Source organism: Catenuloplanes indicus, from assembly GCF_030813715.1.
Taxonomy (GTDB): domain Bacteria; phylum Actinomycetota; class Actinomycetes; order Mycobacteriales; family Micromonosporaceae; genus Catenuloplanes; species Catenuloplanes indicus.
In genome coordinates this window covers 3222980-3245637 of record NZ_JAUSUZ010000001.1, presented here as the reverse complement: position 1 = coordinate 3245637, position 22658 = coordinate 3222980, and the positions used below count along the sequence as shown (strand labels likewise).

At 72.1% G+C, this 22658-nt stretch carries 22 protein-coding genes and 1 riboswitch; of the genes, 13 read left to right on the top strand and 9 right to left on the bottom strand.

What is annotated here, in order from left to right; all coding sequences use genetic code 11:
- Positions 1-2: 2 nt before the first annotated feature.
- Positions 3-347, top strand: coding sequence for an HIT domain-containing protein (locus J2S42_RS14530; protein WP_307239475.1), 345 nt, complete (start codon positions 3-5; stop codon positions 345-347).
- Positions 344-1693, top strand: coding sequence for a serine hydrolase domain-containing protein (locus tag J2S42_RS14525; RefSeq protein ID WP_307239472.1), 1350 nt, complete (start codon positions 344-346; stop codon positions 1691-1693). Before J2S42_RS14530 ends, J2S42_RS14525 begins: the two co-directional genes overlap by 4 nt.
- A gap of 30 nt (positions 1694-1723) precedes the next feature.
- Here the strand turns inward: J2S42_RS14525 and J2S42_RS14520 are convergent, their stop codons facing one another.
- The 3 genes from J2S42_RS14520 to J2S42_RS14510 all read right to left on the bottom strand — a co-directional run bounded on the left by J2S42_RS14520 (position 1724) and on the right by J2S42_RS14510 (position 4934).
- Positions 1724-2752 carry an SseB family protein gene (locus tag J2S42_RS14520; protein ID WP_307239470.1) on the bottom strand — a complete coding sequence of 343 codons (1029 nt, stop codon included), beginning with the start codon at positions 2750-2752 and terminating at the stop codon, positions 1724-1726.
- Positions 2753-2931: 179 nt separating this feature from the next.
- A complete protein-coding gene (mctP, locus tag J2S42_RS14515) occupies positions 2932-4638 on the bottom strand; it encodes a monocarboxylate uptake permease MctP (RefSeq protein ID WP_307248759.1) in 1707 nt (568 codons plus the stop codon).
- Between the two features lie 8 nt (positions 4639-4646).
- Positions 4647-4934, bottom strand: a complete 288-nt coding sequence (locus J2S42_RS14510; RefSeq protein WP_307239468.1) for a DUF3311 domain-containing protein — start codon at positions 4932-4934, stop codon at positions 4647-4649.
- Positions 4935-5282: 348 nt separating this feature from the next.
- Between J2S42_RS14510 and J2S42_RS14505 the strand changes: the two genes are divergently transcribed.
- From J2S42_RS14505 to J2S42_RS14480, 6 genes are all read left to right on the top strand, one after another.
- Positions 5283-6323, top strand: coding sequence for a PhoH family protein (locus J2S42_RS14505; protein WP_307239466.1), 1041 nt, complete (start codon positions 5283-5285; stop codon positions 6321-6323).
- A gap of 27 nt (positions 6324-6350) precedes the next feature.
- Positions 6351-6833 (top strand): rRNA maturation RNase YbeY, encoded by a 483-nt coding sequence (gene ybeY / locus J2S42_RS14500; RefSeq protein ID WP_307239465.1) that lies wholly within the window; start codon positions 6351-6353, stop codon positions 6831-6833.
- Positions 6833-8188, top strand: a complete 1356-nt coding sequence (locus J2S42_RS14495) for a hemolysin family protein (RefSeq protein ID WP_307239463.1) — start codon at positions 6833-6835, stop codon at positions 8186-8188. Before ybeY ends, J2S42_RS14495 begins: the two co-directional genes overlap by 1 nt.
- Entirely contained in the window at positions 8181-8561 is a 381-nt protein-coding gene (locus tag J2S42_RS14490) for a cytidine deaminase-like protein (protein ID WP_307239461.1), read from the top strand. The genes J2S42_RS14495 and J2S42_RS14490 overlap by 8 nt, the downstream gene beginning before the upstream one ends.
- Positions 8558-9445 carry a GTPase Era gene (gene era / locus J2S42_RS14485; RefSeq protein WP_307239458.1) on the top strand — a complete coding sequence of 296 codons (888 nt, stop codon included), beginning with the start codon at positions 8558-8560 and terminating at the stop codon, positions 9443-9445. The genes J2S42_RS14490 and era overlap by 4 nt, the downstream gene beginning before the upstream one ends.
- 268 nt (positions 9446-9713) lie before the next feature.
- Positions 9714-10817, top strand: coding sequence for an acyltransferase family protein (locus J2S42_RS14480; RefSeq protein WP_370879183.1), 1104 nt, complete (start codon positions 9714-9716; stop codon positions 10815-10817).
- On the opposite strand, the gene J2S42_RS14475 is transcribed toward J2S42_RS14480, so the two are convergent.
- The gene (locus tag J2S42_RS14475; protein ID WP_307239454.1) at positions 10776-11549 is read right to left on the bottom strand and encodes a DUF4097 family beta strand repeat-containing protein; all 774 of its coding nucleotides are present in this window, start codon (positions 11547-11549) and stop codon (positions 10776-10778) included. The two genes, J2S42_RS14480 and J2S42_RS14475, sit on opposite strands and share 42 nt — an antisense overlap.
- A 90-nt stretch (positions 11550-11639) precedes the next feature.
- On the opposite strand from J2S42_RS14475, the gene recO reads away from it, so the two are divergent.
- From recO to J2S42_RS14455, 4 genes are all read left to right on the top strand, one after another.
- Complete coding sequence (gene recO, locus J2S42_RS14470; RefSeq protein WP_307239452.1) at positions 11640-12401, top strand: DNA repair protein RecO; 762 nt, start codon at positions 11640-11642, stop codon at positions 12399-12401.
- A 16-nt stretch (positions 12402-12417) separates the two neighbouring features.
- Positions 12418-13248: an isoprenyl transferase gene (locus tag J2S42_RS14465; protein ID WP_307239451.1), complete on the top strand. Its 831-nt coding sequence runs from the start codon at positions 12418-12420 to the stop codon at positions 13246-13248.
- A gap of 110 nt (positions 13249-13358) precedes the next feature.
- Entirely contained in the window at positions 13359-14180 is an 822-nt protein-coding gene (locus J2S42_RS14460; RefSeq protein WP_307239448.1) for an SAM-dependent methyltransferase, read from the top strand.
- Positions 14161-16275 carry a putative bifunctional diguanylate cyclase/phosphodiesterase gene (locus tag J2S42_RS14455; RefSeq protein WP_307239446.1) on the top strand — a complete coding sequence of 705 codons (2115 nt, stop codon included), beginning with the start codon at positions 14161-14163 and terminating at the stop codon, positions 16273-16275. Before J2S42_RS14460 ends, J2S42_RS14455 begins: the two co-directional genes overlap by 20 nt.
- A 42-nt stretch (positions 16276-16317) precedes the next feature.
- Here the strand turns inward: J2S42_RS14455 and J2S42_RS14450 are convergent, their stop codons facing one another.
- From J2S42_RS14450 to J2S42_RS14430, 5 genes are read right to left on the bottom strand one after another with little or no spacing between them, the layout of a single operon-like run.
- Entirely contained in the window at positions 16318-16821 is a 504-nt protein-coding gene (locus J2S42_RS14450) for a hypothetical protein (protein WP_307239444.1), read from the bottom strand.
- Positions 16821-18617, bottom strand: a complete 1797-nt coding sequence (locus J2S42_RS14445; protein ID WP_307239442.1) for a PHP domain-containing protein — start codon at positions 18615-18617, stop codon at positions 16821-16823. The genes J2S42_RS14450 and J2S42_RS14445 overlap by 1 nt, the downstream gene beginning before the upstream one ends.
- 25 nt (positions 18618-18642) lie before the next feature.
- Positions 18643-19413, bottom strand: a complete 771-nt coding sequence (locus tag J2S42_RS14440) for an energy-coupling factor transporter transmembrane component T family protein (RefSeq protein ID WP_307239440.1) — start codon at positions 19411-19413, stop codon at positions 18643-18645.
- Positions 19410-20789 (bottom strand): ABC transporter ATP-binding protein, encoded by a 1380-nt coding sequence (locus tag J2S42_RS14435; RefSeq protein WP_307239439.1) that lies wholly within the window; start codon positions 20787-20789, stop codon positions 19410-19412. The genes J2S42_RS14440 and J2S42_RS14435 overlap by 4 nt, the downstream gene beginning before the upstream one ends.
- The gene (locus tag J2S42_RS14430) at positions 20790-21377 is read right to left on the bottom strand and encodes an ECF transporter S component (protein WP_307239437.1); all 588 of its coding nucleotides are present in this window, start codon (positions 21375-21377) and stop codon (positions 20790-20792) included.
- A gap of 75 nt (positions 21378-21452) precedes the next feature.
- Positions 21453-21562, bottom strand: a riboswitch (TPP riboswitch).
- A 59-nt stretch (positions 21563-21621) separates the two neighbouring features.
- On the opposite strand from J2S42_RS14430, the gene J2S42_RS14425 reads away from it, so the two are divergent.
- Positions 21622-22656, top strand: a complete 1035-nt coding sequence (locus J2S42_RS14425) for a permease (protein WP_307239435.1) — start codon at positions 21622-21624, stop codon at positions 22654-22656.
- The last annotated feature ends 2 nt before the right edge of the window (positions 22657-22658 follow it).

The following is a 22658-nucleotide window of genomic DNA, read 5'->3' as shown; positions in this document are numbered from 1 at the left end:
GGATGAGCGCTGACTGTCTCTTCTGCAAGATCGTGGCCGGGGAGATCCCGGCCGACGTGGTTCACGAGACGGAGACCACGCTGGCCTTCCGCGACATCGACCCGAAGGCGCCGGTGCACGTGCTGGTGGTGCCGAGGGCGCACCACCCGAACGTGGCCGCGCTGGCGGCCGGCGCCCCCGGCCTGGCCGCCGAAGTGCTGGCCACGGCCGCCGCGGTGGCCGAGGCCGAGGGCCTGACCGGGTCCGGCTACCGGACGCTGTTCAACACCGGGCCCGACGCCGGGCAGACCGTGTTCCACGTCCACGCGCACGTGCTCGGCGGCCACCCGCTCGGCGGGATGGCGTGACCTCGCTGCTCCGCCACGTGCAGGCGGCGCAGGCCGACGGCCGCATCCCCGGGCTCCAGGTCGCGCTGCACCGCGCCGATCGTCCGCTGTGGACCGCCGCGGTCGGCACCTCCGGCACCGGCCGCCCGCTGGACGACGACACCCGGTTCCGGATCGGCTCGGTCACCAAGACGCTGACCGCGGTGCTGGTGCTTCAGGCCCGCGACGACGGCCTGCTGGACCTGGACGATCCGCTGGACCGGCACCTGGACGTGCCCGCGCACGGTGAGCTGACCGTCCGCCGGCTGCTGTCGCACACCTCCGGCCTGCAGCGCGAGCCGTGGGGCGACGTGTGGGACACGCTGGTCACGCCGGAGACCGACGCGCTGCTGGCGGAGCTGGCCAAGGCCGAGCGGGTGCTGCCGGCTGGCCGCCGCTTCCACTACTCCAATCTGGGCCTGGCGCTGCTCGGCCAGGCCGTGGCCCGGCTGCGCGGCGGCACCTGGGCCGAGGTGCTGCACGACCGGCTGCTGCGCCCGCTGCGCCTGCACGCCACCACGGTCGACCCGCCGGAGCAGGCCGCGGTCGGCTACCTGGTGGACGCGTACTCGGACACCGCCCGGCCGGAGCCGCGGTTCGACATGCGCGCGGCCGGACCGGCCGCGCAACTGTGGAGCACCGCGTCCGACATGGCCCGCTGGGCCGCGTTCCTGGCCGATCCGGCCGCGCTCGACCCGGCCGGCCGGGTGCTGGCCGCGGCCACGCTGGACGAGATGCGCTGGCCCGTCACGCCGTCCGACGAGACGGTCTGGACGCGCGCGTTCGGGCTCGGCCTGATCCTCTTCCAGGCCGGTCCGCGGATCGTGCACGTCGGCCACGACGGCGCCATGCCCGGTTTCCTGGCCAGCGTGTACGGCCGGCGCGGCGGCCCGGGCACGCCCGGCGCGATGGGTGTGGCGGTGCTCGGCTCGTCCGGGACCGCGGACGTGACCAACGAGCTGTCGCACGCGCTGCTGAGCGCGGCGGTGGAGTCGGACCCGGCGGACATCGTGCCGTGGCGTCCCGGCACGCCGGTTCCGGACGCGTACCGCTCGGTGCTCGGTCCGTGGTTCGCCGAGGGTTTCCAGCACGTGTTCTCCTGGCACGGCGGCACGTTGCAGGCGCGCTTCCCGGAGTCGCCGGCCGACCGGCCGCCGGCCGTGTTCGCGCCGCTGCCGGACCGGCCGGACGTGCTGCGCACGGTCTCCGGCCGGGAGACCGGCGAGCTGCTGCGGCTGACCCGCGACGCGCACGGCACGGTGGTGCGCATGCACTGGGCGACCTACCGGTTCACCCGCGCCCAGGAGACGTTCGACGGCGTCTCCTGAGTGATCGGGGCGTCCGCGGGGACGCCCCGATCAGCCGGCGGCGGCGGTGGGGAACGTGGCGACGCGCAGCCCGGCCAGCGTGTCCGCGGTCAGCGTGAGCGTCCACTCGGTCCGCGGGTCGACGATCACGCCCCAGTCCGGCTCCGGCCAGTCGTCGAGCAGGTCGCCGAAGGACAGGGCGAGGAACGGGACGCCGGTGCCGGCGAACTCGGCCAGCCCGTCCGGCGACGTGAAGATCGGTAGGAAGATCGCGTTGTCCGCGCCGCGCACCACGGCCGGCCGGACGCCGGTCTCCGGCGACGGGTCGTCCAGCAGCGGCATCGAGACGACCGCGCTCCGCAGCGCGCGGACGTAACCGGTCAGATCGCGCTCCGCGACCGCGCCGGTGAGCACCGCGCGCAACGCGGCCAGCGTCTCCTCCGGCGTCCGCGGCGCGGCATCCGGTTCCGGCACCACGGTCAACGGCGCCGGGGGTACGGGCTGCGCCACCGGCAGCGCGGCCGTCGCCTCCGCTTCGGACTCCCACTCCCACTCCGGCTCCGGCTGCCACTCCGGCACGATCGCGAGCGGGGCCGTGGGTTCCGGCTCCGGCACGACCGTGAGCGCCGGCGCGGGTCTCGGCTCCGGCGGGAGAACCGGTGCGGATCTCGGTTCCGGCACACGAGCGACCGTGGGCGCCGGGTCCGGCACGACCGTCAGCGCCGGTGCCGGTGCGGGGTCGGCCTCCGGATCCGACTCGTGGAACGACAGCGTGCCCGGGTCCGAGGTGATCAGCAGGCTTGCGCCGTACACCGCGAACCGGCACAGCCAGTCGACGTGCTCGACCGTGCGCGGCGCCTCATAGGACCACACGCCCTGGCCGACCCGGGGGGCACGCCAGCCCAGTTCGGTCAGCATCGCCGGGTCGTATGCCGGGATCTCCGCCGTCACGGTGTCGGCACGCACGGTGAGCCAGAGTCGCCGATCCGTGCCGGCCAGCGCGAACCGTGTCTCCCGGTCGCACGCGAACAGTGCGTCGTGTATCGCGGTCAGCAGGCCCGCCCAGCCCGCTCCTTCCATCCCGCTACCTCCCCGTGTTCTGCCTGTCACCGCAGGTCGCGCCGCCGGCCGGGGTGGCGGCGGTGGCGCCGGAATTGTAGCCGCCGGCACCGCCCTCGCCGCGAGTGAATGAACGACGGATGTCGACGCGATGTCGTGGCGGGTCGTCGCACCGCGTAACGGCCCGCCACGACACGTATTCATCGCGGTCGGTACGTGCCGGCCGGTGTGAAGCGTCCGGGGCGGGGGCTCAGCAGTGGATGTTCCGGGTCCTCCGTGTCCGTGCCGCCGTCCACCAGCTCGCTCATCCGCCGGATCGTGGGGTCGCCCTCGTCCGCGATGTAGTCACGCGGCCGGGTGCGGTCGGCGTCCCCGCGCCGGTCCAGGCCGCGCAGAATCGGCGTCAGCAGCGCCGTGACCAGCAGATTCACGGCGAGCGCCACGATGCCGACGTAGATGCTGCTGCGCGTGTCCAGCCCCAGGTTGGACAGTGGCCAGGCCGAGCCGCCGAAGTGTTCCCGGACCACGGTGACGCCGTCCGGCCCGCCGAGTTGCGGGATCTGATAGAGCATCGCGATGCCGGCCGCGAGCCCCGCGCCGATGCCGGCCGCCAGCGCCCAGCGATGCATCCAGTTCGTGTAGAGACCGATTGCCACGGCCGGAAGTGTCTGCATGATGACAACACCGCCGATCAGCTGGAGATCCACGGCGAACTGCGTGTTGAGCAACAGGATCACCAGGACCGCGCCGAACTTGACGGTCAGCGACGCCACCTTGCTGACCGTGGTCTCCTCCGCCTCGGACGCGTCCGGTCGCAGGTACTCGCGGTAGATGTTGCGGGTGAACAGGTTCGCCGCGGCGATCGACATGATCGCGGCCGGCACCATCGCGCCGACGCCGATCGCGGCGAACGCCAGGCCCGCGCACCACTCCGGGAACGACGCGTTGAACCAGAGCGGCACCACGGTGTTGCGGTCACCGCCGACCGGCTGGATGCCGCTGAAGATCGCCGCGAAGCCGAGCAGCATCAGCACGCCGAGCGTGAGCGTGTAGAGCGGCAGCGCGGCCAGGTTGCGCCGGAGCACGCCGCGGTTGCGGGCCGCCAGCACGCCGGTGAGCGTGTGCGGGTAGAGGAACAGCGCGACCGCGGAGCCGAGCGCCAGCGTGACGTAGCTGAGCTGGTCGTGTCCGTCCAGCAGCAGCCCGTCATCGGTGCGCGCGGTGGACGCGAACCGCGCCTCGGCCACCCGGAACACGGCGTCCCAGCCGCCCGCGTTCGAGCTGACGATGATGAACGCGGCCAGCACGGTCCAGATCACCAGCGCGTCCTTCACGATGGAGATCAGCGCAGGCGCGCGCAACCCGGAGTTGAACGTGTAGAGCGCCAGCACCACGAACGCGGCGGTCAGCGGCCAGCCGCCGGGCAGCCCCATCACGGTGAAGACCGCCTCGATGCCGATCAGCTGGAGCGCGATGTACGGCATGGTGGCCGTGATCCCGAGCACCGCCACCAGCGCGCCGAGCCCGCGCGAGCCGAACCGGGCGCGGACGAACTCGGCCGGGGTGACGAAGCCGTGCACGTGGCAGACCGACCAGAAGCGGCTGAGCACCACGAACAGCATCGGGTAGACGATCACCAGGAACGGCGCCGGGAAGAAGCCGGCCGCGCCGAGGCCGTAGACCAGCGTGGGTACGGCGACGAACGTGTACGCCGTGTAGACGTCGCCGCTCAGCAGGAAGAACGTGACCCAGTTGCCGAACGCGCGGCCGCCGAGACCCCATTCCTCCAGCGTGTGAATGGACGCGGGCCGGCGCCACCGGCCCGCGGCGAAGCCCATGATCGTTACTACACCGAACACGAACGCGAAGATCCAGAATTGGACCTGATTGTCGGCGAAGGACGGCATCGGAATGGTCACCGGTCCTTCGTCGCGACGTGCACCACCGTGATGACCAGCGACGCGAGCCCGGCGAACGCGAGCTGCGACCAGTAGTAGAACGGGATGCCGAGCACTCTCGGTTCCATCCGGTCGTAGAGCACCGGCATCAGCGGGATCACGATCGGTACCCAGAGCAGCCAGTGCCAGGGGCTGGAACCGTCGGCTCGGCCGGGCCGGCCGTCGTGCCGGGCGTACCGATCGGATCGGGTTGATCGTGCATATGGCGGCCGGCCATAGAAGTCGTCGGCCATGTCGGACTCCATTCGGAAAAGGATGTGCCCGATGAGCGTGCGGGGGACGAAGATCGAATTGCGCCGTCGGCGATCGAAATCCTGTCGATGACTGAGTGATCGCGCAGTAACCGGATGGAAATCTCGACTGAATCGTTATCCGTACGCGGGAAATGCATGGAAGATGCAGCCATTCATCCCCTTGCTCGTACTTCAGCGTGGTCGAGCGGGTGCCGAGTGTGATCGTCGTCCGTGTCACCCCGGGAAATGGCGTCGGTGTGCCCGGCGTTGACCCGATACGATGGCAACTACTCGCCCGCCGCGCCGACGGGGTGCGGCACCAAGATCGGAAGCAGGTGGCGGAGGCCCGCGGGCCGCACTATGACCGGCACACCAACCCCGGGGCACGCCCGGGCGCAGACCAGGATCACGGTCTCCGACCCCAAGATCATGGTGAACCTGCTCGGCCCGGGCGACGAGATCCTCCGGCTCATCGAGCGCTCGCTGCCCGCATGTGACGTGCACGTCCGTGGGAACGAGATCACCATCACCGGCGCACCGGCCGACAACGCGCTCGCCGAGCGCCTCTTCGCCGAGCTCGTCGAGCTGATCGAGAAGGGTGAGACGCTCACCGTCGACGCGGTGCGGCGCACCGTCGGCATGCTCCAGCAGGGCACCGCCGAGCGCCCGGCCGACGTGCTCACCCTCAACATCCTGTCCCGGCGCGGGAAGACGATCCGCCCGAAGACGCTGGGTCAGAAGCGGTACGTCGACTCCATCGACACCAACACCATCGTCTTCGGCATCGGCCCGGCCGGTACCGGCAAGACGTACCTGGCGATGGCGAAGGCGGTCCAGGCGCTCCAGGCCAAGCAGGTCAACCGCATCATCCTGACCCGGCCGGCGGTCGAGGCGGGCGAGCGGCTCGGCTTCCTGCCCGGCACGCTGAACGAGAAGATCGACCCGTACCTGCGGCCGCTCTACGACGCGCTGCACGACATGCTCGACCCCGAGTCGATCCCGCGCCTGATGCAGGCCGGCACGATCGAGGTCGCGCCGCTGGCGTACATGCGCGGCCGCACGCTCAACGACGCGTTCATCATCCTGGACGAGGCGCAGAACACCACGCCCGAGCAGATGAAGATGTTCCTCACCCGGCTCGGCTTCGGCTCGAAGATCGTGGTGACCGGCGACATCACCCAGGTCGACCTCCCCGGGGGCACCGTCAGCGGCCTCCGGATGGTGCGTGAGATCCTGGACGGTGTCGAGGACGTTCACTTCGCGCAGCTCGGCAGCGCCGACGTGGTGCGTCACCGGCTGGTCGGCGACATCGTCGACGCGTACGCGAAGTGGGACGCCGACCAGAACCAGGGGCAGGTCCGCTCCGCGAACGTGCCGGGCCGCGCCGGCCGCCGGCGCTAGAACACAGGGAAAGAGACGACAACCGCAGTGTCCATCGATATCGCCAACGAGTCCGGGGTCGACGTCGACACCGACGCCATCCTGGACGTGGCGCGGCACGCGCTCGACGAGATGGGTGTCAACCCGCTCGCCGAGCTCGCCATCCTGCTCGTCGACATCGAGTACATGTCCGAGCTGAACCACCGGTGGATGGGCGGCGACGGCCCCACCGACGTGCTCGCCTTCCCGATGGACGAGGGGAGCGTGGACCACGGGCCGGGCGAGTCGTCCGGCGGCGAGCCCGCGCTCCTCGGCGACATCGTGCTCTGCCCGGAGGTGGCGGCCAAGCAGGCGGTCACCGCCGGGCACACCGCCGCGGACGAGCTGCACCTGCTCACCGTGCACGGCGCCCTGCACCTGCTCGGCTACGACCACGCGGAGCCGGAGGAGGAGCGGGAGATGTTCGGCCTCCAGGCCCGCCTGCTCAGCGGGTGGCAGGCCCAGCGCCGATCGGCGAAAGAACCCTCCTGATGCCCACCGCATCGGCCGCCCCCGCGGGGCTACCCGACCTCCAGCTGCTCTTCATCGCGGCCGGTCTGGTGATCCTCGCGGGGGTCTTCGCGATGACCGAGGCGGCGCTGGCGGCGGTCTCGCCCGCCCGCGCCGGCGAACAGGCCCGGGAGGGCATGCGGGGCGCGCGCACGCTGCAGATCGTGGCGTCCGACGCGGCCCGGCACATCAACCTGCTCCTGCTGCTCCGGCTGCTCTCCGAGCTGACCGCGACCACGCTGGTCGCGCTGGTCGCGGTGGACACGTTCGGCGCCGGCTGGCGGGCCGCGCTGATCACCGCGAGCGCGATGACCGTGGTCAGCTTCATCGCGGTCGGTGTGGCGCCGCGCACGGTCGGCCGGCAGCACGCCTACGCGGTCGGCCGCGCCACCGCGCCGCTGGTGCGCTGGCTGGGCCGCGCGCTGAACCCGCTGGCCTCGCTGCTCATCCTGATCGGTAACGCGGTCACGCCCGGCAAGGGCTTCCGGGACGGCCCGTTCGCCACCCAGGTGGAGCTGCGCGAGCTGGTCGACCTGGCCGAGCAGCGCGGCGTGGTGGAGCACGGCGAGCGCGAGATGATCCATTCGGTCTTCGGGCTCGGCGACACGATCGCGCGCGAGGTGATGGTCCCGCGCACCGAGATGGTGTGGATCGAGGGGCACAAGAGCCTGCGGCAGTCGCTGGTGCTGTTCATGCGCTCCGGCTTCTCCCGCATCCCGGTGATCGGCGACAGCGTGGACGACGTACTCGGCGTGATCTTCCTCAAGGACGTGATCCGCCGCACCCAGGGCGACGACCCGGCCGCGGACGCCACGCCGGTCGCGGAGCTGATGCGCGAGGCCACGTTCGTGCCGGAGTCCAAGCCGGTCGACGACCTGCTCTCCGAGATGCAGGCCGCGCGCACCCACCTGGTCGTGGTGGTCGACGAGTACGGCGGCACGGCCGGCCTGGTCACCATCGAGGACATCCTCGAGGAGATCGTCGGCGAGATCACCGACGAGTACGACGTGGACGAGCGCCCGCCGGTCGAACGGCTGGAGGACGGCGCGGTGCGCGTCACCGCCCGGCTGCCGATCGAGGACCTGGGCGAGATCTTCGCGGTCGAGCTGCCCGCGGACGAGGTCGAGACCGTGGGCGGCCTGCTCGCCCAGGCGCTGGGCCGCGTTCCGATCCCGGGCGCGACCGCTAATGTGGGCGGGCTGCGCCTGGTCGCCGAGGGCACCACGGGCCGGCGGAACCGGATCGACTCGGTCCTGGTCCGCCGCGCCCCCGAGGACGAGCCCGCCGCCGATGACCGTTCCGAGAGTGCCGACGAGAGGCAACCCGCTGATGCCTGAGCCCACCGTGACCGCCGTGCCGGCCTCGACCGGGGCGGTGACGCTCGCCGCCGAGGACGCGAAACTGGTGACCCTGGCCCGGAGCGTCCGGGCCCGGGTGGGCGCCGTCGAGGGCGCGGCCGTGCGGGATCAGGACGGGCGCACCTACGCGGCCGCGACCGTGGCACTGCCGTCCCTGGCCGTGACCGCGCTGCAGCTCGCGGTCGCGTCCGCGGTGTCCGCCGGTGCGACCCGGCTGGAGGCCGCGGCCGTGGTGACCGAGGCGTCGGCGCTGGACGGCTCCGGGCACGCGGCCGTGCGTGACCTCGCCGCGGACGCGCCGATCTTCGTGGCCGCCCCGGACGGCGTCGTGTTCGGCACGGTCGTCGCATGAGGGCCACGTACCGTGCCGGTTTCGCCTGCTTCGTGGGCCGGCCCAACGCGGGCAAGTCCACGCTGACCAACGCGATCATCGGCCAGAAGATCGCCATCACGTCGAACAAGCCGCAGACCACCCGGCACGTCATCCGCGGCGTGCTGCACCGGCCGGACGGCCAGATCGTGCTGGTCGACACGCCCGGTCTGCACCGGCCGCGCACGCTGCTCGGCGAGCGGCTGAACGACCTGGTCCGCACCACCTGGAGCGAGGTCGACGTGATCGGCCTGTGCATCCCGGCGAACGAGCCGGTGGGCCGCGGCGACCGGTTCATCAGCGGCGAGCTGGCCGAGTTGAAGGCGACCGTGCTGGCCGTGGTGACCAAGACCGACCTGGTGCCGGACAAGAAGCAGCTGGCCGAGCAGCTGCTGGCCGTGTCCCAGCTGGCCGACTTCGCGGAGATCGTGCCGGTCAGCGCGGTTTCCGGCAGCCAGGTGGGCATGCTCACCGACGTGATGGCGAAGTACATGCCGGAGTCACCGCAGCTCTACCCGGACGACATTCTCACCGACGAGCCGGAGCGGGTGCTGATCGGCGAGCTGATCCGCGAGTCCGCGCTGGAGGGCGTACGCGACGAACTGCCGCACTCGCTGGCGGTCCTGGTCGAGGAGATGGTGGAGGAGGAGTCGGTGCTGCGCGTCTACGCGGACGTGTACGTCGAGCGCCCCAGCCAGAAGGCCATCATGATCGGGCACAAGGGCAGCCGGCTGAAGGAGGTCGGCACCCGCGCCCGCGCCGAGATCGAGAAGCTGCTCGGCCGCCGGATCTACCTCGACCTGCACATTCGCGTGGCCAAGGAGTGGCAGCGCGACCCGAAGCAGCTGCGCCGCCTGGGCTTTTAGTCGCGTCTATGCGGATTTGTCGTACGAACTGATCTTCATAACGGTTCGGGCGAGCCGACGTGTTCTTCTCCACTCCGGTTCGCGGACGTTACCCATCCGTACCCCGGTAGGCTTGTGGTGATGCACGTCAATGACGGCATTTGTCCACTTTTGTCATTCACGGCCGGTAGTTCGACGGTCGTCCTTTCGGGGTAAAGGTCCTACCGGCTCCCGTTGCTGAATTCCCGTCCGGGGCGAGCGCGCGCCGGGCCCGACCAGGCTTGGGTAGATGAGAAATCGATATCTAGACCTTTTGCGCGCGGCCGCCGTTCTTCGGGTGGTCGTTTATCACGTCACCGGCCTGGCCGCGCTCACCATCGTGCTGCCCGCCATGTCGGTGATGTTCGCGCTCGGCGGCTCCCTGATGGCCGCCTCGGTCGACCGGTTCGGTGTCTCCGCGATCGGCCGGCGCATGCGCCGCCTGCTGCCCTCGCTCTGGGCCGTGATGGCGCTCTTCCTGCCCGCCATGCTGCTCACCGGGCTGGACTGGGACTGGCGCATCCTGTTCTGGGTCGCGCCGTTCATCGACCCGCCGGCCAGCGGGCTCGGCCTCGCCGCGCTCTCCGCCAACTGGTACCTGCGCGACTTCCTCTGGTTCGTGGCGCTCTCGCCGCTGGCGCTGCCGCTGTTCCGCCGGTTCCCGCTGCCCACGATCGCCGCGCCGTTCGTGCTGCTGGTGGCGACCGAGCTGAAGCTGGTCATGATCGACAACTACGTGCTGCGCGACATCGGGCTGTACTTCGGCGCCTGGCTGCTCGGCTTCGCCCACCACGACGGCATGCTGCGCCGCCTCACCTGGCGCCGGCTGGTGCCGATCGCGGCCGTGCTGGCGATCGCGGGCGCGGCCTGGTTCCTCACCCATCCGGGTCCGCGCGGCTACGACCTGAACGACATCCGGATCGGCAACGCGCTCTGGTCCACCGCGTTCGTGCTGATCGCGCTCGGCCTGGCACCGGACGCGCTGCCCTGGCTCAGCCGCCGTCCGCGCCTCGACCGGCTGGTCACGTTGCTCAACAGCCGCGCGCTGACCATCTACCTCTGGCATGTGCCGATCATCGTGGGCCTCGGCTGGGTGGCGGCCCGCTACGGCTGGCCGCAGACCGGCGCGCTCGCGGTCACGGTCCGGCTCGTGATCGTGCTACTCCTGCTGGCGGTCGCGGTCGCCGCGTTCGGCTGGGTCGAGGACGTCGCGGCCAAGCGGCGCCCCCGACTGGTCCCGGGCCGCGTGCGCCCACGGCCGGCCGCGCCGCCGGAGCCGGCCCGCGGCACGCTCGCCGAGGAGATCCTGGTCTCAGGCCCGCAGGACGTTCACGTCGCCGCTGTCCGCGTGTAGGTCCAGCACGGTGGTGGCGGCCGGGTCGTCGTCGATGCCCACGTCCACGTTCCCGGAGTCGGCGTCGGTCCGCACCCGGTACTTGCCGTCCGGCACCCGCAGCGTCAGATCGCCGCTGTCCACCCGCGCGGTGACCGAGGCGGGTGCGGAGAGCGTCAGGTCCGCGTCGCCGGACTCGACGACCGCGGTCACCGCGCCGCCCATGGCGTCGGCCCGCAGCTTCCCGGAGTGGACGCGCAGGTCGGCTGGTCCGGTAACGTGCGACACGGTCACGTCGCCGGAGTCGGCCTGCAGCCGGAGCGGGCCGGCCACGCCGTCCGCGGTGAACGAGCCGGAGTCGATCCGCAGGTTCACCGGGCCGACCGCGGTCAGCCGTACGTCGCCGGAATCGCTCTGCCCGCTGACCGTCACACCGCGCGGCGCGCTGACCGTGTAGTCGACGTCGCACATCGGGCCGCAGTCGGTGTCGATCACCAGCGTGCTGCCCTCGATCCGGTAGCCGGTCTCCGGCGCGTTCGCGCTGCTGTACCGCACCACGCGGTCGATCTGGGTGTCCTTGCGGTCGGCGGTGGTCACCACGACCTGACCGCCGTCGCCGGCCAGCCGGATCTCGGTGATCGCGGCCGGCTCGGTGCTCTGGAACTCCATCTCGCGGGCGTTGCGCCCGGCGCACCCGACGGCGCCGAGCACGGCGATCCCGGCGAGCAGCGCCACCACGGTTCGTGCGGTCATGTCCCCGACCGTAGTGCGGTCCCTCCCGTACCCGGATCCGAGCTTTCCCCTGAGAACCCCCTGATAGCGACGGGCGGGCACAATGGGAGGGTGGCCCGCATACCCCGGCAGCTCTACCGCGACGACGGACTCGTGCTGCGCGTGCAGAAACTGGGCGAGTCGGACCGGATCATCACGTTGCTGACCCGGCACCACGGGCGGCTGCGCGCGGTGGCCCGCGGCGTGCGGCGCACCAACTCCCGCTTCGGTGCGCGGCTGGAGCCGTTCGGCCACGTCGACCTGCAACTGGCCGGTGACCCGAAGGACCACGGCGGCGGCTTGCACACGGTCAGCCAGGTCGAGGCCGTCGAGCTGTACGGCAAGCGCTTCCTCGCCGACTACCCGCGCTACACGGCCGCGTCCGCGGTGGCGGAGACCGCGGAACGGCTGACCCCGGTCGAGCGCGAGCCGTCACTGCGCATGTTCCAGCTCACGCTCGGCGCGCTCCGGGCTCTGGCCGCCGGCGAGCACCTGGCCACCCTGGTGCTGGACGCGTACCTGCTGCGCGGCATGGGCCTGGCCGGCTGGGCCCCGGCGATCACCGAGTGCGCGGTCTGCGGCGAGCCGGGCACGCACCGCGCGTTCTCCGTGCCGGCCGGCGGCAGCGTCTGCCCGGACTGCCGGCCGCCGGGCGCCGCGCACCCGGCCCCGGCCACGCTGGAGCTGATGAGCGCGCTGACCAAGGGTGACTGGAAGACGGCGGACAGCGCGGATCCGGCCCACCAGCGCGAGTGCAGCGGCCTGACGGCGGCGCACCTGCAGTGGCATCTGGAACGCGGGTTACGCTCCCTGCCGCTGGTCGACCGTAGTTAGTGAGGAAAACCGACATATGCGTGCCTTCACCCGCCGCAGCACGGCGCCCGTCCGTCAGCCCACGCCGCACCCGTCCGGTGCCCGGCCGCCGTCGCTGCCGGCCGAGTCGCTGCCGAAGCACGTGGCGATCGTGATGGACGGCAACGGGCGGTGGGCCAAAGACCGCGGCCTGGCCCGGACCAAGGGGCACGAGGCCGGCGAGCACTCGCTCTTCGACACCATCGAGGGCGCGATCGAGCTCGGCATCCCGTACCTGTCGGCGTACGCGTTCTCCACGGAGAACTGGCGTCGCTCGCCGGACGAGGTGCGCTTCCTGATGGGCTTCAACCGGGACGTCATCCACCGCCGCCGGGACGAGCTGCGCGATCTCGGCGTCCGGATCGTCTGGTCCGGCCGGGCCGGGCGGCTGTGGAAGAGCGTGATCGGCGAGCTGACCACCGCCGAGGAGATGTCGAAGAAGAACACCACGCTCACGCTGCAGTTCTGCGTGAACTACGGCGGTCAGGCGGAGATCGCGGACGCGGCGCAGGCGATCGCGCGCGACGTCGCGGCCGGGAAGGTGAACCCGGAGAAGGTCAACGAGAAGCTGATCGCGAAGTACCTCTACCACCCCGAGGTGCCGGACGTGGACATGTTCCTGCGTCCCTCCGGCGAGCAGCGCATCTCGAACTTCCTGCTCTGGCAGTCCGCCTACGCGGAGCTGGTCTACCTGGACACGCTCTGGCCCGACTTCGACCGCCGTCACCTGTGGTACGCGTGCGAGCTCTACGCCCAGCGGGACCGCCGGTTCGGCGGCGCGCTGCCGAACCCGGTGCCGCCGCCGAAGCCGGACGACGAAACTCACTGATCACTCAGTTCATTTGTGCACCATCCGAAGACCGGGCATCACGCCCACCCTCCACGGTGGACGCACCCTATTCTGGCGCGAACCGACTCCCGCGCAGGAAAGGTGCTTCCATGGAAGGTGCAGAGCGTCCCGTCTGGGCTCCGGACGAGGTCGACCTGACCAAGCCCAGCGTCGCCCGCGTCTACGACTACTACCTGGGCGGCTCGCACAACTTCGCGGTGGACCGGGCGTTCGCCGCCAAGGTCCTGGAGGCGATGCCGGACCTGCCCAAGCACGCGCAGGAGAACCGTGCGTTCCTGCGCCGCGCGGTGCGGGCGCTGGTCGCCGAGGGCATCGACCAGTTCATCGACCTCGGTTCCGGCATCCCCACGGTCGGCAACGTGCACGAGGTGGCACAGGCGCTCAACCCGGATGCCCGGATCGCGTACGTGGACTGGGACCCGGTCGCGCTCGCGCACAGCCGCGCGATCCTGGCGGACAACCCGAACGCGACCGTGGTCGCCGGTGACCTGCGCCGCCCGGCCGAGCTGCTGGACGATCCGGCACTGCGCCAGGCCGTCGACCTCAGCCGTCCGGTCGCCGTGCTGATCGTGTCGGTGCTGCACTTCGTGCCGGACGACGAGAAGCCGGAGGAGATCGTGGCGACGATGGCACAGCACGTGGCGCCGGGCAGCTTCGTGGTGATCTCGCACGCCAGCAACGACCGGTCCGGGCAGCCGGATCAGGCGGACAAGGCGGAGGAGATCTACAACCGGACCGCAAGCCCGTTCCGGATGCGCGACCGGCACGAGATAGCCGCGCTCTTCGGCGAGCTGGAGCTGGTCGACCCGGGCGTGGTCCAGATGCCGCTGTGGCGTCCGGACTCGCCGGAGGACGTCGGCCCGGACGCGGCCACCTACCCGGGATTCGCGGGTGTCGCCCGAATCCGCTGAACCGCTCGCGGCCCGCGTCGCCCGGGCGTGGGCCCGGGCGATCAGCCGCACCAGCTACGTGTCGATGGCGCACCGCGAGCTGATCGACTACCTCACGCTGCCCGCGGAACGGCTCGTCCGCGCGCTGGAGTCGGAGAGCTTCGACCCGCTGATCCCGTACGGCATCGGCTTCGCGCTGGTCGAGGACCACTTCACCGAGCCGGCGTCGCTGGACCGGACGCTAGCGGTGCTGGGTGAGGAACTGGCCGCGCTCGGCCGCGTCCACCGGCTGGCGGCCGTGCTGGGCGCGATCGGGGCCGGGTTCGCCCGCGCTCTGAAGGAACGCACGCTCGCGGAGCAGGAGAGCATCCGCGACGCCGCGCTCGTCGCCCGGTCCGCCGCCGAGGAGGCGCGCTGGACCAGCGAGGCCCGGTTCCGGGCGATCTTCGCGGAGGCGGTGATCGGCATCGGCGTCGCGGAGCTGGACGGCTCGATCATCGACGTGAACGCCGCGATTTGCGAGATGTTCGGCTACGCGCGCGAGGAGTTCCTCACTCAGAACGTCTCGACGTTCATCCACCCGCAGGACGCGCCCGGCGTCTGGGACAAGTACCAGGACCTGGTGGACGGCAAGCTCGACCACTTCCGGCTGGAGAAGCCGTACGCGCGCAACGGCGGCGGCAGCATCTGGACCGACCTGGTGGTGTCGCTGGTCCGCGCGCACGACGGCACACCCCGGTTCGTGGTCGCCATGGTGGAGGACATCACCGAGCGGCACCGCCTGCAGCTCCAGCTCGAACACCAGGCGCTGCACGACCCGCTGACCGACCTGCCGAACCGGACGCTGCTGTTCACCCGGCTGGAGGAGGCGCTGGCCGATCCGGAGCCGCACGGCCGGGTCGGGCTCTGCTACCTGGACCTGGACGGCTTCAAGGCGATCAACGACACGCTCGGCCACGCGGCCGGTGATCAGCTGCTGCGCACGGTCGCGGGCCGGCTCGCGGCCGCGGTCTCCGGCGGCGCCGCGAACGGCACCATGGTCGCGCGGATGGGCGGCGACGAGTTCGTGGTGCTGGTCCCGCGCTCGTCCGGCACCGCGGAACTGGTCGGCGTCGCCGAGGCCGCGCTCGCCGCGGTGCGCCGCCCGGTCCGGCTGGACGGCCGCTCGCTCACGGTGTCGGCCAGCGCCGGGCTGATCGAGCGCCCGGCCGGTGGCGACACCACCGCGGCGGAGCTGATGAAGGCCGCGGACACCACGCTCTACTGGGCGAAGGACGACGGCCGGGACCGGTGGGCGTTCTTCGACGAGGACCGCTACGCCACCGACATCAGCCGCTACCGGCTCTCCGCCGAGCTGCCGCGCGCGCTGGCCCAGAACGAGTTCTTCGTGGAGTACCAGCCGCTGGTCCGGCTCGGCGACGACGGTGTGGCCGGCGTGGAGGCGCTGGTGCGCTGGCAGCACCCGGAGCTCGGCCTGCTGCGCCCGGACCTGTTCGTGCCGCTGGCCGAGGAGACCGGCTTGATCGTGTCGCTCGGCCGCTGGGTGCTGCGCGAGGCGTGCGGCCAGGCCGCCCGCTGGCGTGCCGCGCACCCGGACAAGCCGCTGCTGGTCAGCGTGAACGTGGCGGTCCGCCAGCTCCGCGAGCCGGGCTTCGTGGCCGAGGTCCGCGACGCGCTGACCACCACCGGGCTGGAACCGTCCGTGCTCCAGCTGGAGCTGACCGAGAGCACGCTGATGGGCACCACCGGCGAACCGCTGCGCCGCCTGCGCACGCTGGCCGATCTGGGCGTCCGGATCGCCATCGACGACTTCGGCACCGGCTACTCGAATCTCGCCTACCTGCGCAACCTGCCGGTGACCGGGCTCAAGCTGGCCGGCACGTTCGTCACCGGCAAGACCCGCGCCGACCTCCCGGACCGGGTCGACCGGGAGATCCTGGCCGCGCTGGTCCGTCTCGCGCACGCGCTCGGCCTCACCGTGATCGCCGAGGGCGTGGAGACCGCGGAACAGGCCGCGCTGCTCCGCACGCTGGACTGCGACATGGTGCAGGGCTGGCACTACGCCCGCGCGGAACACCCGGACGCGTTCGCGGCACGCCTCGCGGCGATGGTCTGAGAAACACCAGAAGCGGGAGCATCCGCTTCTGAAGGCTTGTGATCAGTGGTCGGCGCAGCACGGCGTCGGGTTCGGCACCTCAAACGGGGCGAACCGGCCGCCGACGACCGGGACCAGGACCAGCTCCAGCTTTCCGGCACGGAAGAGCGGCCGGACGAAGTCGCGGGTCTCGATCAGCGCGTCCGGCCCGGCGTCGGTGCCGCCGAGGACCGTGACGCGCTCGATCGCGCTGCGGTCCAGGATGTCGGCGGCGGTGAGCGCGCCGGTCAGGGACTCGACGCCGGGGAAGACGACGGCGCGGCCGGAGACGCGGTCCCGGTGCCGGGCGGCGGCCTCGTCGGCCGCCGCCCGCAGGCCCGGGTCCGTCCCGGGCAGCACGACGCGTTCCGGCGCCGCGACGCTCAGCGCAACGTGCGGGTGCGGCGCCGGCACGTTGTGGGTGCACGCGACCAGGCCGGGCACGGCGGGCAGGTGCGTGGCCAGCCAGTGCTCGGCCTCGGCGTCGGTGGCGTGGCCGAGGCTCAGCCCGAGATGGACGGTGGACATCAGGAGGGCAGGACCCAGATCGGGTTCGCGTAGAACCAGAGGTCGAGCCACGGGTCGGCGTCGCCGACCACGTCCAGCTTCGGACCGACCGGGTCCACCGCGGCGCCGTAGATGCCGGCCTGGGTGAAGTTGCCGTCGGTGCCGCGCACGCGGAAGTAGAACGGCGACGAGACCCGGCCGAACGAGTACGTGAAGGAGACCCGCTTCGTGCCCTTCGCGACCTCGAACGACGTGACCACCTTGGTCCGCGGCGCGGTGAACACGTCGCGGTCCGCGGCGGCACCGGTGACCGCGCCCTGGATCAGGTCGACCCGGGCCAGCACCGGCAGCAGCTGTGCCCAGTTCGGCTTGTCGGCCAGCTCGACGTCGATGGTGACCTCGACGGCGGTGCCCTTGCGGACCTTCAGCACGCCGCCGAGCGGGGTGCCGCCCCGGCGGTTGCGGTCGCCCTGTACCCGTGCCCGCACGTCCAGCGACTTGATCAGGCCGCCGTGGTCCACCCAGACCCGGCCGGCGCGCAGGCCGTCCATCACGTGGCGGTAGTCGTCACCGGCCGCGCCGACGTGCGTGCGGCTGTAGAAACCGGGCCAGAAGTCGCCGGCGGTCACGTCCGGCTTCACGCCGTGCTGCGGGTCGTTGTAGCGGCCGTTCGCGTTGAAGTCGCTGCCCGCGCCGCGGATCGAGGTGTCCCAGAGCACGTTGTGCGAGTCCGAGTTCGCGGTGATCCACCACGGCTTGCCCTCGGCCAGCAGGCTGTCCCACAGGCCGCCGACCGTGGAGGTCATCCAGTCGAAGCCGCCCCAGGTCCGGTAGCTCTCCAGCGGGTACGCCGGGAACGAGTCCGCACCCGGGCTGCTGTCGTAGAAGCCGCGGCCGCCACCCGGGCCGAACGCCGCGGTCGGGATCGCGGCGGCCTGGTGGCCGGGCGCGCCCTCGAAGCCGAGCGCGATCTCCGGCTGCGCGTCGCGCCAGCCGCGGATCTCGTGCGGCGAGTCGAGGCCCTTGCGGGACGGGTGGTTCGCGAAGAACATCGCGTCGCTGACCCGGCGGTTCTTCTTCGCGGCCGCGAGGAAGTTGAGACCGGCGATGGCGAGCGCCTCGTTCGCGGCCGACTGCGAGGACGCGCCCTTGACGCTGCCGTCGAAGTTGGTCTCGAACTCCTTGAGGACCTCCACCTCCTTCTTGCCGGGGTGCACGATGATCGTGCCGTGCTCCGCGGCCGGGATGTTCCACTCCAGCCCCTGGAAGACCAGGGCCTCCGGGAACGTCTCGCGCGCCGCGACGATGTCCGGGTTGACCTTCTCGACGCCGATCTTGGCGTGCGTGGCGCCGCCGTGGTCCGTGATGACCAGCCAGTCCAGCCCGTACGCGAGGCCGTGCTGCACGTGGTCGGCGACCCGGTACTTCGCATCGCTGCTGTACTGGGTGTGAATGTGGTGGTCGCCGGCCTTCCAGGTGAAACCGCCGGTCTGCGACGAGCCGCCGTGCGCGACCGCGATGTCCGGCGTGCCGAGGACCCCGGCGGCGGTGCCGGCGCCGGTCAGACCGGCGGCCGCGCCGAGCAGGCCGGCGCTGCGCAGGAAGCCGCGGCGGCTCACGTCGGCGGGGGAGAGCTCGCTGTCCGGGATGGACAGGTCGAGCGCGTCCGGCGTGGAGCCGTGGTCGTGATCGTGGTCATGGGAGTGATCGTGGGTGTGCGGGTGGCCGTGGCCCATGTCGCATCTCCTGGAGTTCGCGATGATCCATCGGCCACGCTCGTCGTCGATGGCTAACGCCAGGTGACGTGCCAGGGTCACCTATGCGAACATGCGCATCCGATAGTCAGATGATCGGCCGGAACACGCCGGTCAGCACGCTGATCGCGAGCGCCCCGGCGCTGAGCGCGGCCGCGGCCGCCATCAGCAGCGCGTCCGGGTAGCCGAACGACTGCCGCCGGGCGACCGTGCGCGGTGTCCGCGCGTCGAAGCCGCGCGCGTCCATCGCGGTGGCCAGCCGCACACCCCGCCGGATCGCGCCGACCAGCAGCGCGAACGCGGCCGAGACGAAGATCCGGACCGCAGCGGCCGGGTTGCGGCCCGCGTCCACGCCACGGGCCCGGCGTGCCGCGGCCAGTGTCCGCCACTCGTCGGTGAGCAGCGGGATCATCCGGAACGCGGCGAGCGCGCCGATCGCGAACCGGGGCGAGAACCGGGCGTTCTGGACCAGCGCGTCGGCCAGGTCGGTCGGGTCCGTGGTGGCCAGCACGATCAGGCCGGGCAGCGCGATCGCGATCACGCGCAGCGCCATGCCGAGCGCGGTCCACAGCACGCCGGTGGTGAGCACGACCGGGCCGGCGTCCAGCAGCACGGTGCCGGACCGGTCGGCCGCGAACAGCAGCAGCGTGACCAGCAGGCCGGCGATGCTGAGCAGCAGTGGGGCGGCCCGGCGCAGCAGCGTCAGCGGCCGGACGCCGAAGAGCGGCAACACGGCCAGTTCGATCGCGACCGCCACGGCCGGGGCGACCGGGTCCAGCGTCACGATCAGCGGCAGCGAGAAGAGCAGCGCGGCGGCGAGCTTCGCGGCCGGGTTGCGCCGCGCGAGGACCGGCGTCACAGCGTGGTCACCTCGTCCGCGAGCGCGGCGACCACGTCCGGGTCGTGGGTGACCGCGACGATCGCGGCGCCGTCGGAGTCGCGCAGCGCGGCGAGCAGGTCGACCAGTTCCAGCCAGGTGCGGCGGTCCTGGCCGAACGTGGGCTCGTCCAGGACCAGCACCGCCGGGCCGGCGGCCAGCGCGGTCGCCACGCTCAGCCGCCGGGCCTCGCCGCCGGACAGCGTGAACGGGTTCGCACCGGCCAGCCGGGTCAGCCGCAGCCGCTCCAGCAGGCCGTCCACCACCTTCTCCACCTCATCGGGGGTACGCCGCTGGCGGCGCGGGCCGAGCGCGAGTTCCTCCCGGACCGTACCGGTGACGAACTGGTGTTCCGGGTTCTGGAAGACCGAGCCGATCCGGCCGGCCAGCGCGGCGGCCCGCCACCGGTGCGGCGGGCGGGACGCGTCCGGCCCGGCCAGCGCGGGGGCGCCCCGGACCGCGCCGGCGTCCGGGGCGAGCAGGCCGCCGAGCAGCCGGGCCAGCGTGGACTTGCCGGCGCCGTTCGGGCCGAGCACCGCGTGCACGTGCGCTGCCCGGACGGCCAGGTCGGTCGGGTCGAGGCGCCCGTGCACCGTGGCGCGGTCCGCGCGCAGCACCTCGTCGCCGGCCGCGTGCGTAGCCCGCCGGGGTGCGATCGGGTGGCCGGGCACCCAGATGCCGGCCTCGGCCAGCGCGGCGCCGTGCTCGGCGAACACCCGGTCCGGCGGCCCGTCCGCGAGCACGCCGCCGCCCGCGGCCAGCACCACCACTCGGTTGATCAGCGGCAGAACCTCGGCGACTCGGTGCTCGACCACGATCAGCGCGGTGTCCGGGCCGAGCGCGCGGGCCAGCGCGTCCCGGATCAGCGCGGCACCGGCCGGGTCCAGGTTCGCGGTCGGCTCGTCGAGCAGCAGCAGCCCGGGACGCATGGCCAGCACGCCGGCCAGCGCGAGCCGCTGCGCCTCACCGCCGGAGAGCGCCGCGGTCGGCCGGTCCCGGCCGTAGCGGAATCCGGCCAGGTCGAGGGCCTGATCCACGCGTGGCCAGATCTCCGGTCCGGGCACGCCCAGGTTCTCCAGGCCGAACGCCACGTCGTCACCGGCGCGGCTCATCACCAGCTGGCTCTGCGGATCCTGGAACAACAGCCCGGCGTGCTCCGCCTTGATCACGCCCTCGGACTCGCCGGAGTCTTCCGGCAGCAGCCCGGCGAGCGCGGCCAGCAGCGTGGACTTGCCGGCGCCCGAGGCACCGAGCAGCAGTACGCGTTCGCCGGCCTCGACGGTGAGGTCCAGGCCGCGCACGGCCCAGTCCCGCCGGCCGGCGAACCGCCACCCGAAGCCCCGGACGTCGGCACGCATCTAGACCCGGTCCCGTTCCCGGCCGGACGGGAACCGGTCGAGCACGCCGGTCGCGGCCAGCGCGCGGGCCAGCGCCCACGAGCCCGCGCCCGCGATCACGGCCGCGCTCAGCGCGGTGATCACGATCATCGGGATCCGGAACGTGACCAGGTCGTTCGCGGCGTAGTAGGCGAACGTGTCCCAGAGCGCGGCCGCGAGCCCGGCCAGCAGGCCGGACAGCACCGCGACCGGCAGCCGGAACGAGCGGTAGCCGGTCGCCAGGAACGCCAGCTCCGCGCCCAGACCCTGGAGCAGGCCCTGCGGGATGACCGTGGTGCCCCAGGCGTTGCCGAGGAGCGCGGAGATGATCGCGGCCAGCGTCTCCGCGTAGAGCGCGGCGCCGGGCTTGCGGATGATCAGGCCGGCCAGCACGCCCGGGATCAGCCAGACGCCGTAGAGCACCGCCTGCGCGGGCGGGAAGAACGCGAACGCGGCCTCGGTGCCGCCCCAGACCAGGCCCCACGCCCAGAAGACCACGCCGAACGCGGCGGCGATCACCGAGGCGACGACGATGTCGACGGTGCGCCACCTGTTTGAGGTGTTGCTCATGATGTATTACCCCCTGAACACGATGGGGGGAAGACGCGCGCCACGGTTCCGGCGGACGGAACCGTGGCGCGGCGATGGAGTGGAAGACCGAACTCCCTGCGCTGGCATTACCCAGATCAGGTGGTTGAGGGTCTGCGGCGTGCTCCGCCGCACTCTCAGCGCTGTGCGCTCCCCTGTCGGATGTGAAGTTGTCTCGCTGACGCTACCGCAGGGTGACCGGCTGTTGGACGCTAGGGTTGTGGGCGTGACGCAGACCTTCTCGGACGACGAGATCGACTGGTCGGCCGCGCCGCCACCCGGTCAGAAGCCGCCGCGGCGCACACCGCTCGGCGGCCGGGTCGGGTCGGTCGAGGTGCTGGCCGTGCTGCTGGTGCTGCTGGTGATCTTCCGCAACCCGCTCGGCGGCCTGATCTCCGCGCCGGTCCTGCAGACCTGGACCACCGTCTTCGTCTCGGTGATGGTGCAGGCCGTGCCGTTCCTGGTCTTCGGCGTGCTGCTGTCCGCCGTGATCGCGGTCTTCGTGCCGCGCTCGTTCTGGGCGAAGGCGCTGCCCAGGCACCCGGCGCTGGCGGTCCCGGTGGCCAGCGCGGCCGGTGTGGTGCTGCCCGGCTGCGAGTGCGGCTCCGTGCCGATCGCCGGCTCGCTGATCCGGCGCGGTGTCACGCCGGCCGCCGCGCTCGCGTTCCTTCTGGCCGCGCCCGCGATCAACCCGATCGTGCTGACCGCCACCGCGGTCGCGTTCCCGAACAATCCGGAGATGGTGGTGGGCCGCGCGGTCGCCAGCCTGATCGTGGCGATGATGATGGGCTGGCTCTGGCTGCGCCTCGGCAAGGCCGACTGGATCAAGCTGCCGCACCGGCCCGACCTCGACGGCGTCTCGAAGATGCAGGCGTTCTGGGCCGCCACCCGGCACGACATCGTGCACGCGGGCGGCTTCCTGGTGATCGGCGCCGCCGCGGCCGCAACGATCAACGTGGTGGTGCCGGAGGCGTGGCTGCAGAGCCTCGCCGAGCAGCCGGTGCTGGCCGTGCTGGCGCTGGCCGTGCTCGCGGTGCTGCTCTCCATCTGCTCCGAGGCGGACGCGTTCGTGGCCGCCTCGCTCTCCCAGTTCTCGCTCACGTCGCGGCTGGTGTTCCTGGTCGTCGGCCCGATGGTCGACCTGAAACTGATCTCGATGCAGATCGGCGTCTTCGGGCGCCGCTTCGCCACCCGGTTCGCGCCGGCCACGTTCGTGGCGGCGGTCCTGGTGGCCTCCGGTGTGGGGATGGTGCTGCTGTGATG

What these genes read in the sequence shown, in the direction of transcription:
- J2S42_RS14465 (WP_307239451.1), top strand. Translation starts at nt 12,418, where the DNA reads ATGCGTGCCTTCACCCGCCGCAGCACGGCGCCCGTCCGTCAGCCCACG.
- J2S42_RS14430 (WP_307239437.1), bottom strand. Translation starts at nt 21,377, where the DNA reads ATGAGCAACACCTCAAACAGGTGGCGCACCGTCGACATCGTCGTCGCC.
- J2S42_RS14495 (WP_307239463.1), top strand. Translation starts at nt 6,833, where the DNA reads ATGCCCACCGCATCGGCCGCCCCCGCGGGGCTACCCGACCTCCAGCTG.
- era (WP_307239458.1), top strand. Translation starts at nt 8,558, where the DNA reads ATGAGGGCCACGTACCGTGCCGGTTTCGCCTGCTTCGTGGGCCGGCCC.
- J2S42_RS14475 (WP_307239454.1), bottom strand. Translation starts at nt 11,549, where the DNA reads ATGACCGCACGAACCGTGGTGGCGCTGCTCGCCGGGATCGCCGTGCTC.
- J2S42_RS14450 (WP_307239444.1), bottom strand. Translation starts at nt 16,821, where the DNA reads ATGTCCACCGTCCATCTCGGGCTGAGCCTCGGCCACGCCACCGACGCC.
- J2S42_RS14490 (WP_307239461.1), top strand. Translation starts at nt 8,181, where the DNA reads ATGCCTGAGCCCACCGTGACCGCCGTGCCGGCCTCGACCGGGGCGGTG.
- J2S42_RS14435 (WP_307239439.1), bottom strand. Translation starts at nt 20,789, where the DNA reads ATGCGTGCCGACGTCCGGGGCTTCGGGTGGCGGTTCGCCGGCCGGCGG.
- J2S42_RS14480 (WP_370879183.1), top strand. Translation starts at nt 9,714, where the DNA reads ATGAGAAATCGATATCTAGACCTTTTGCGCGCGGCCGCCGTTCTTCGG.
- J2S42_RS14510 (WP_307239468.1), bottom strand. Translation starts at nt 4,934, where the DNA reads ATGGAGTCCGACATGGCCGACGACTTCTATGGCCGGCCGCCATATGCA.
- J2S42_RS14530 (WP_307239475.1), top strand. Translation starts at nt 3, where the DNA reads ATGAGCGCTGACTGTCTCTTCTGCAAGATCGTGGCCGGGGAGATCCCG.
- mctP (WP_307248759.1), bottom strand. Translation starts at nt 4,638, where the DNA reads ATGCCGTCCTTCGCCGACAATCAGGTCCAATTCTGGATCTTCGCGTTC.
- J2S42_RS14505 (WP_307239466.1), top strand. Translation starts at nt 5,283, where the DNA reads ATGACCGGCACACCAACCCCGGGGCACGCCCGGGCGCAGACCAGGATC.
- J2S42_RS14520 (WP_307239470.1), bottom strand. Translation starts at nt 2,752, where the DNA reads ATGGAAGGAGCGGGCTGGGCGGGCCTGCTGACCGCGATACACGACGCA.
- J2S42_RS14460 (WP_307239448.1), top strand. Translation starts at nt 13,359, where the DNA reads ATGGAAGGTGCAGAGCGTCCCGTCTGGGCTCCGGACGAGGTCGACCTG.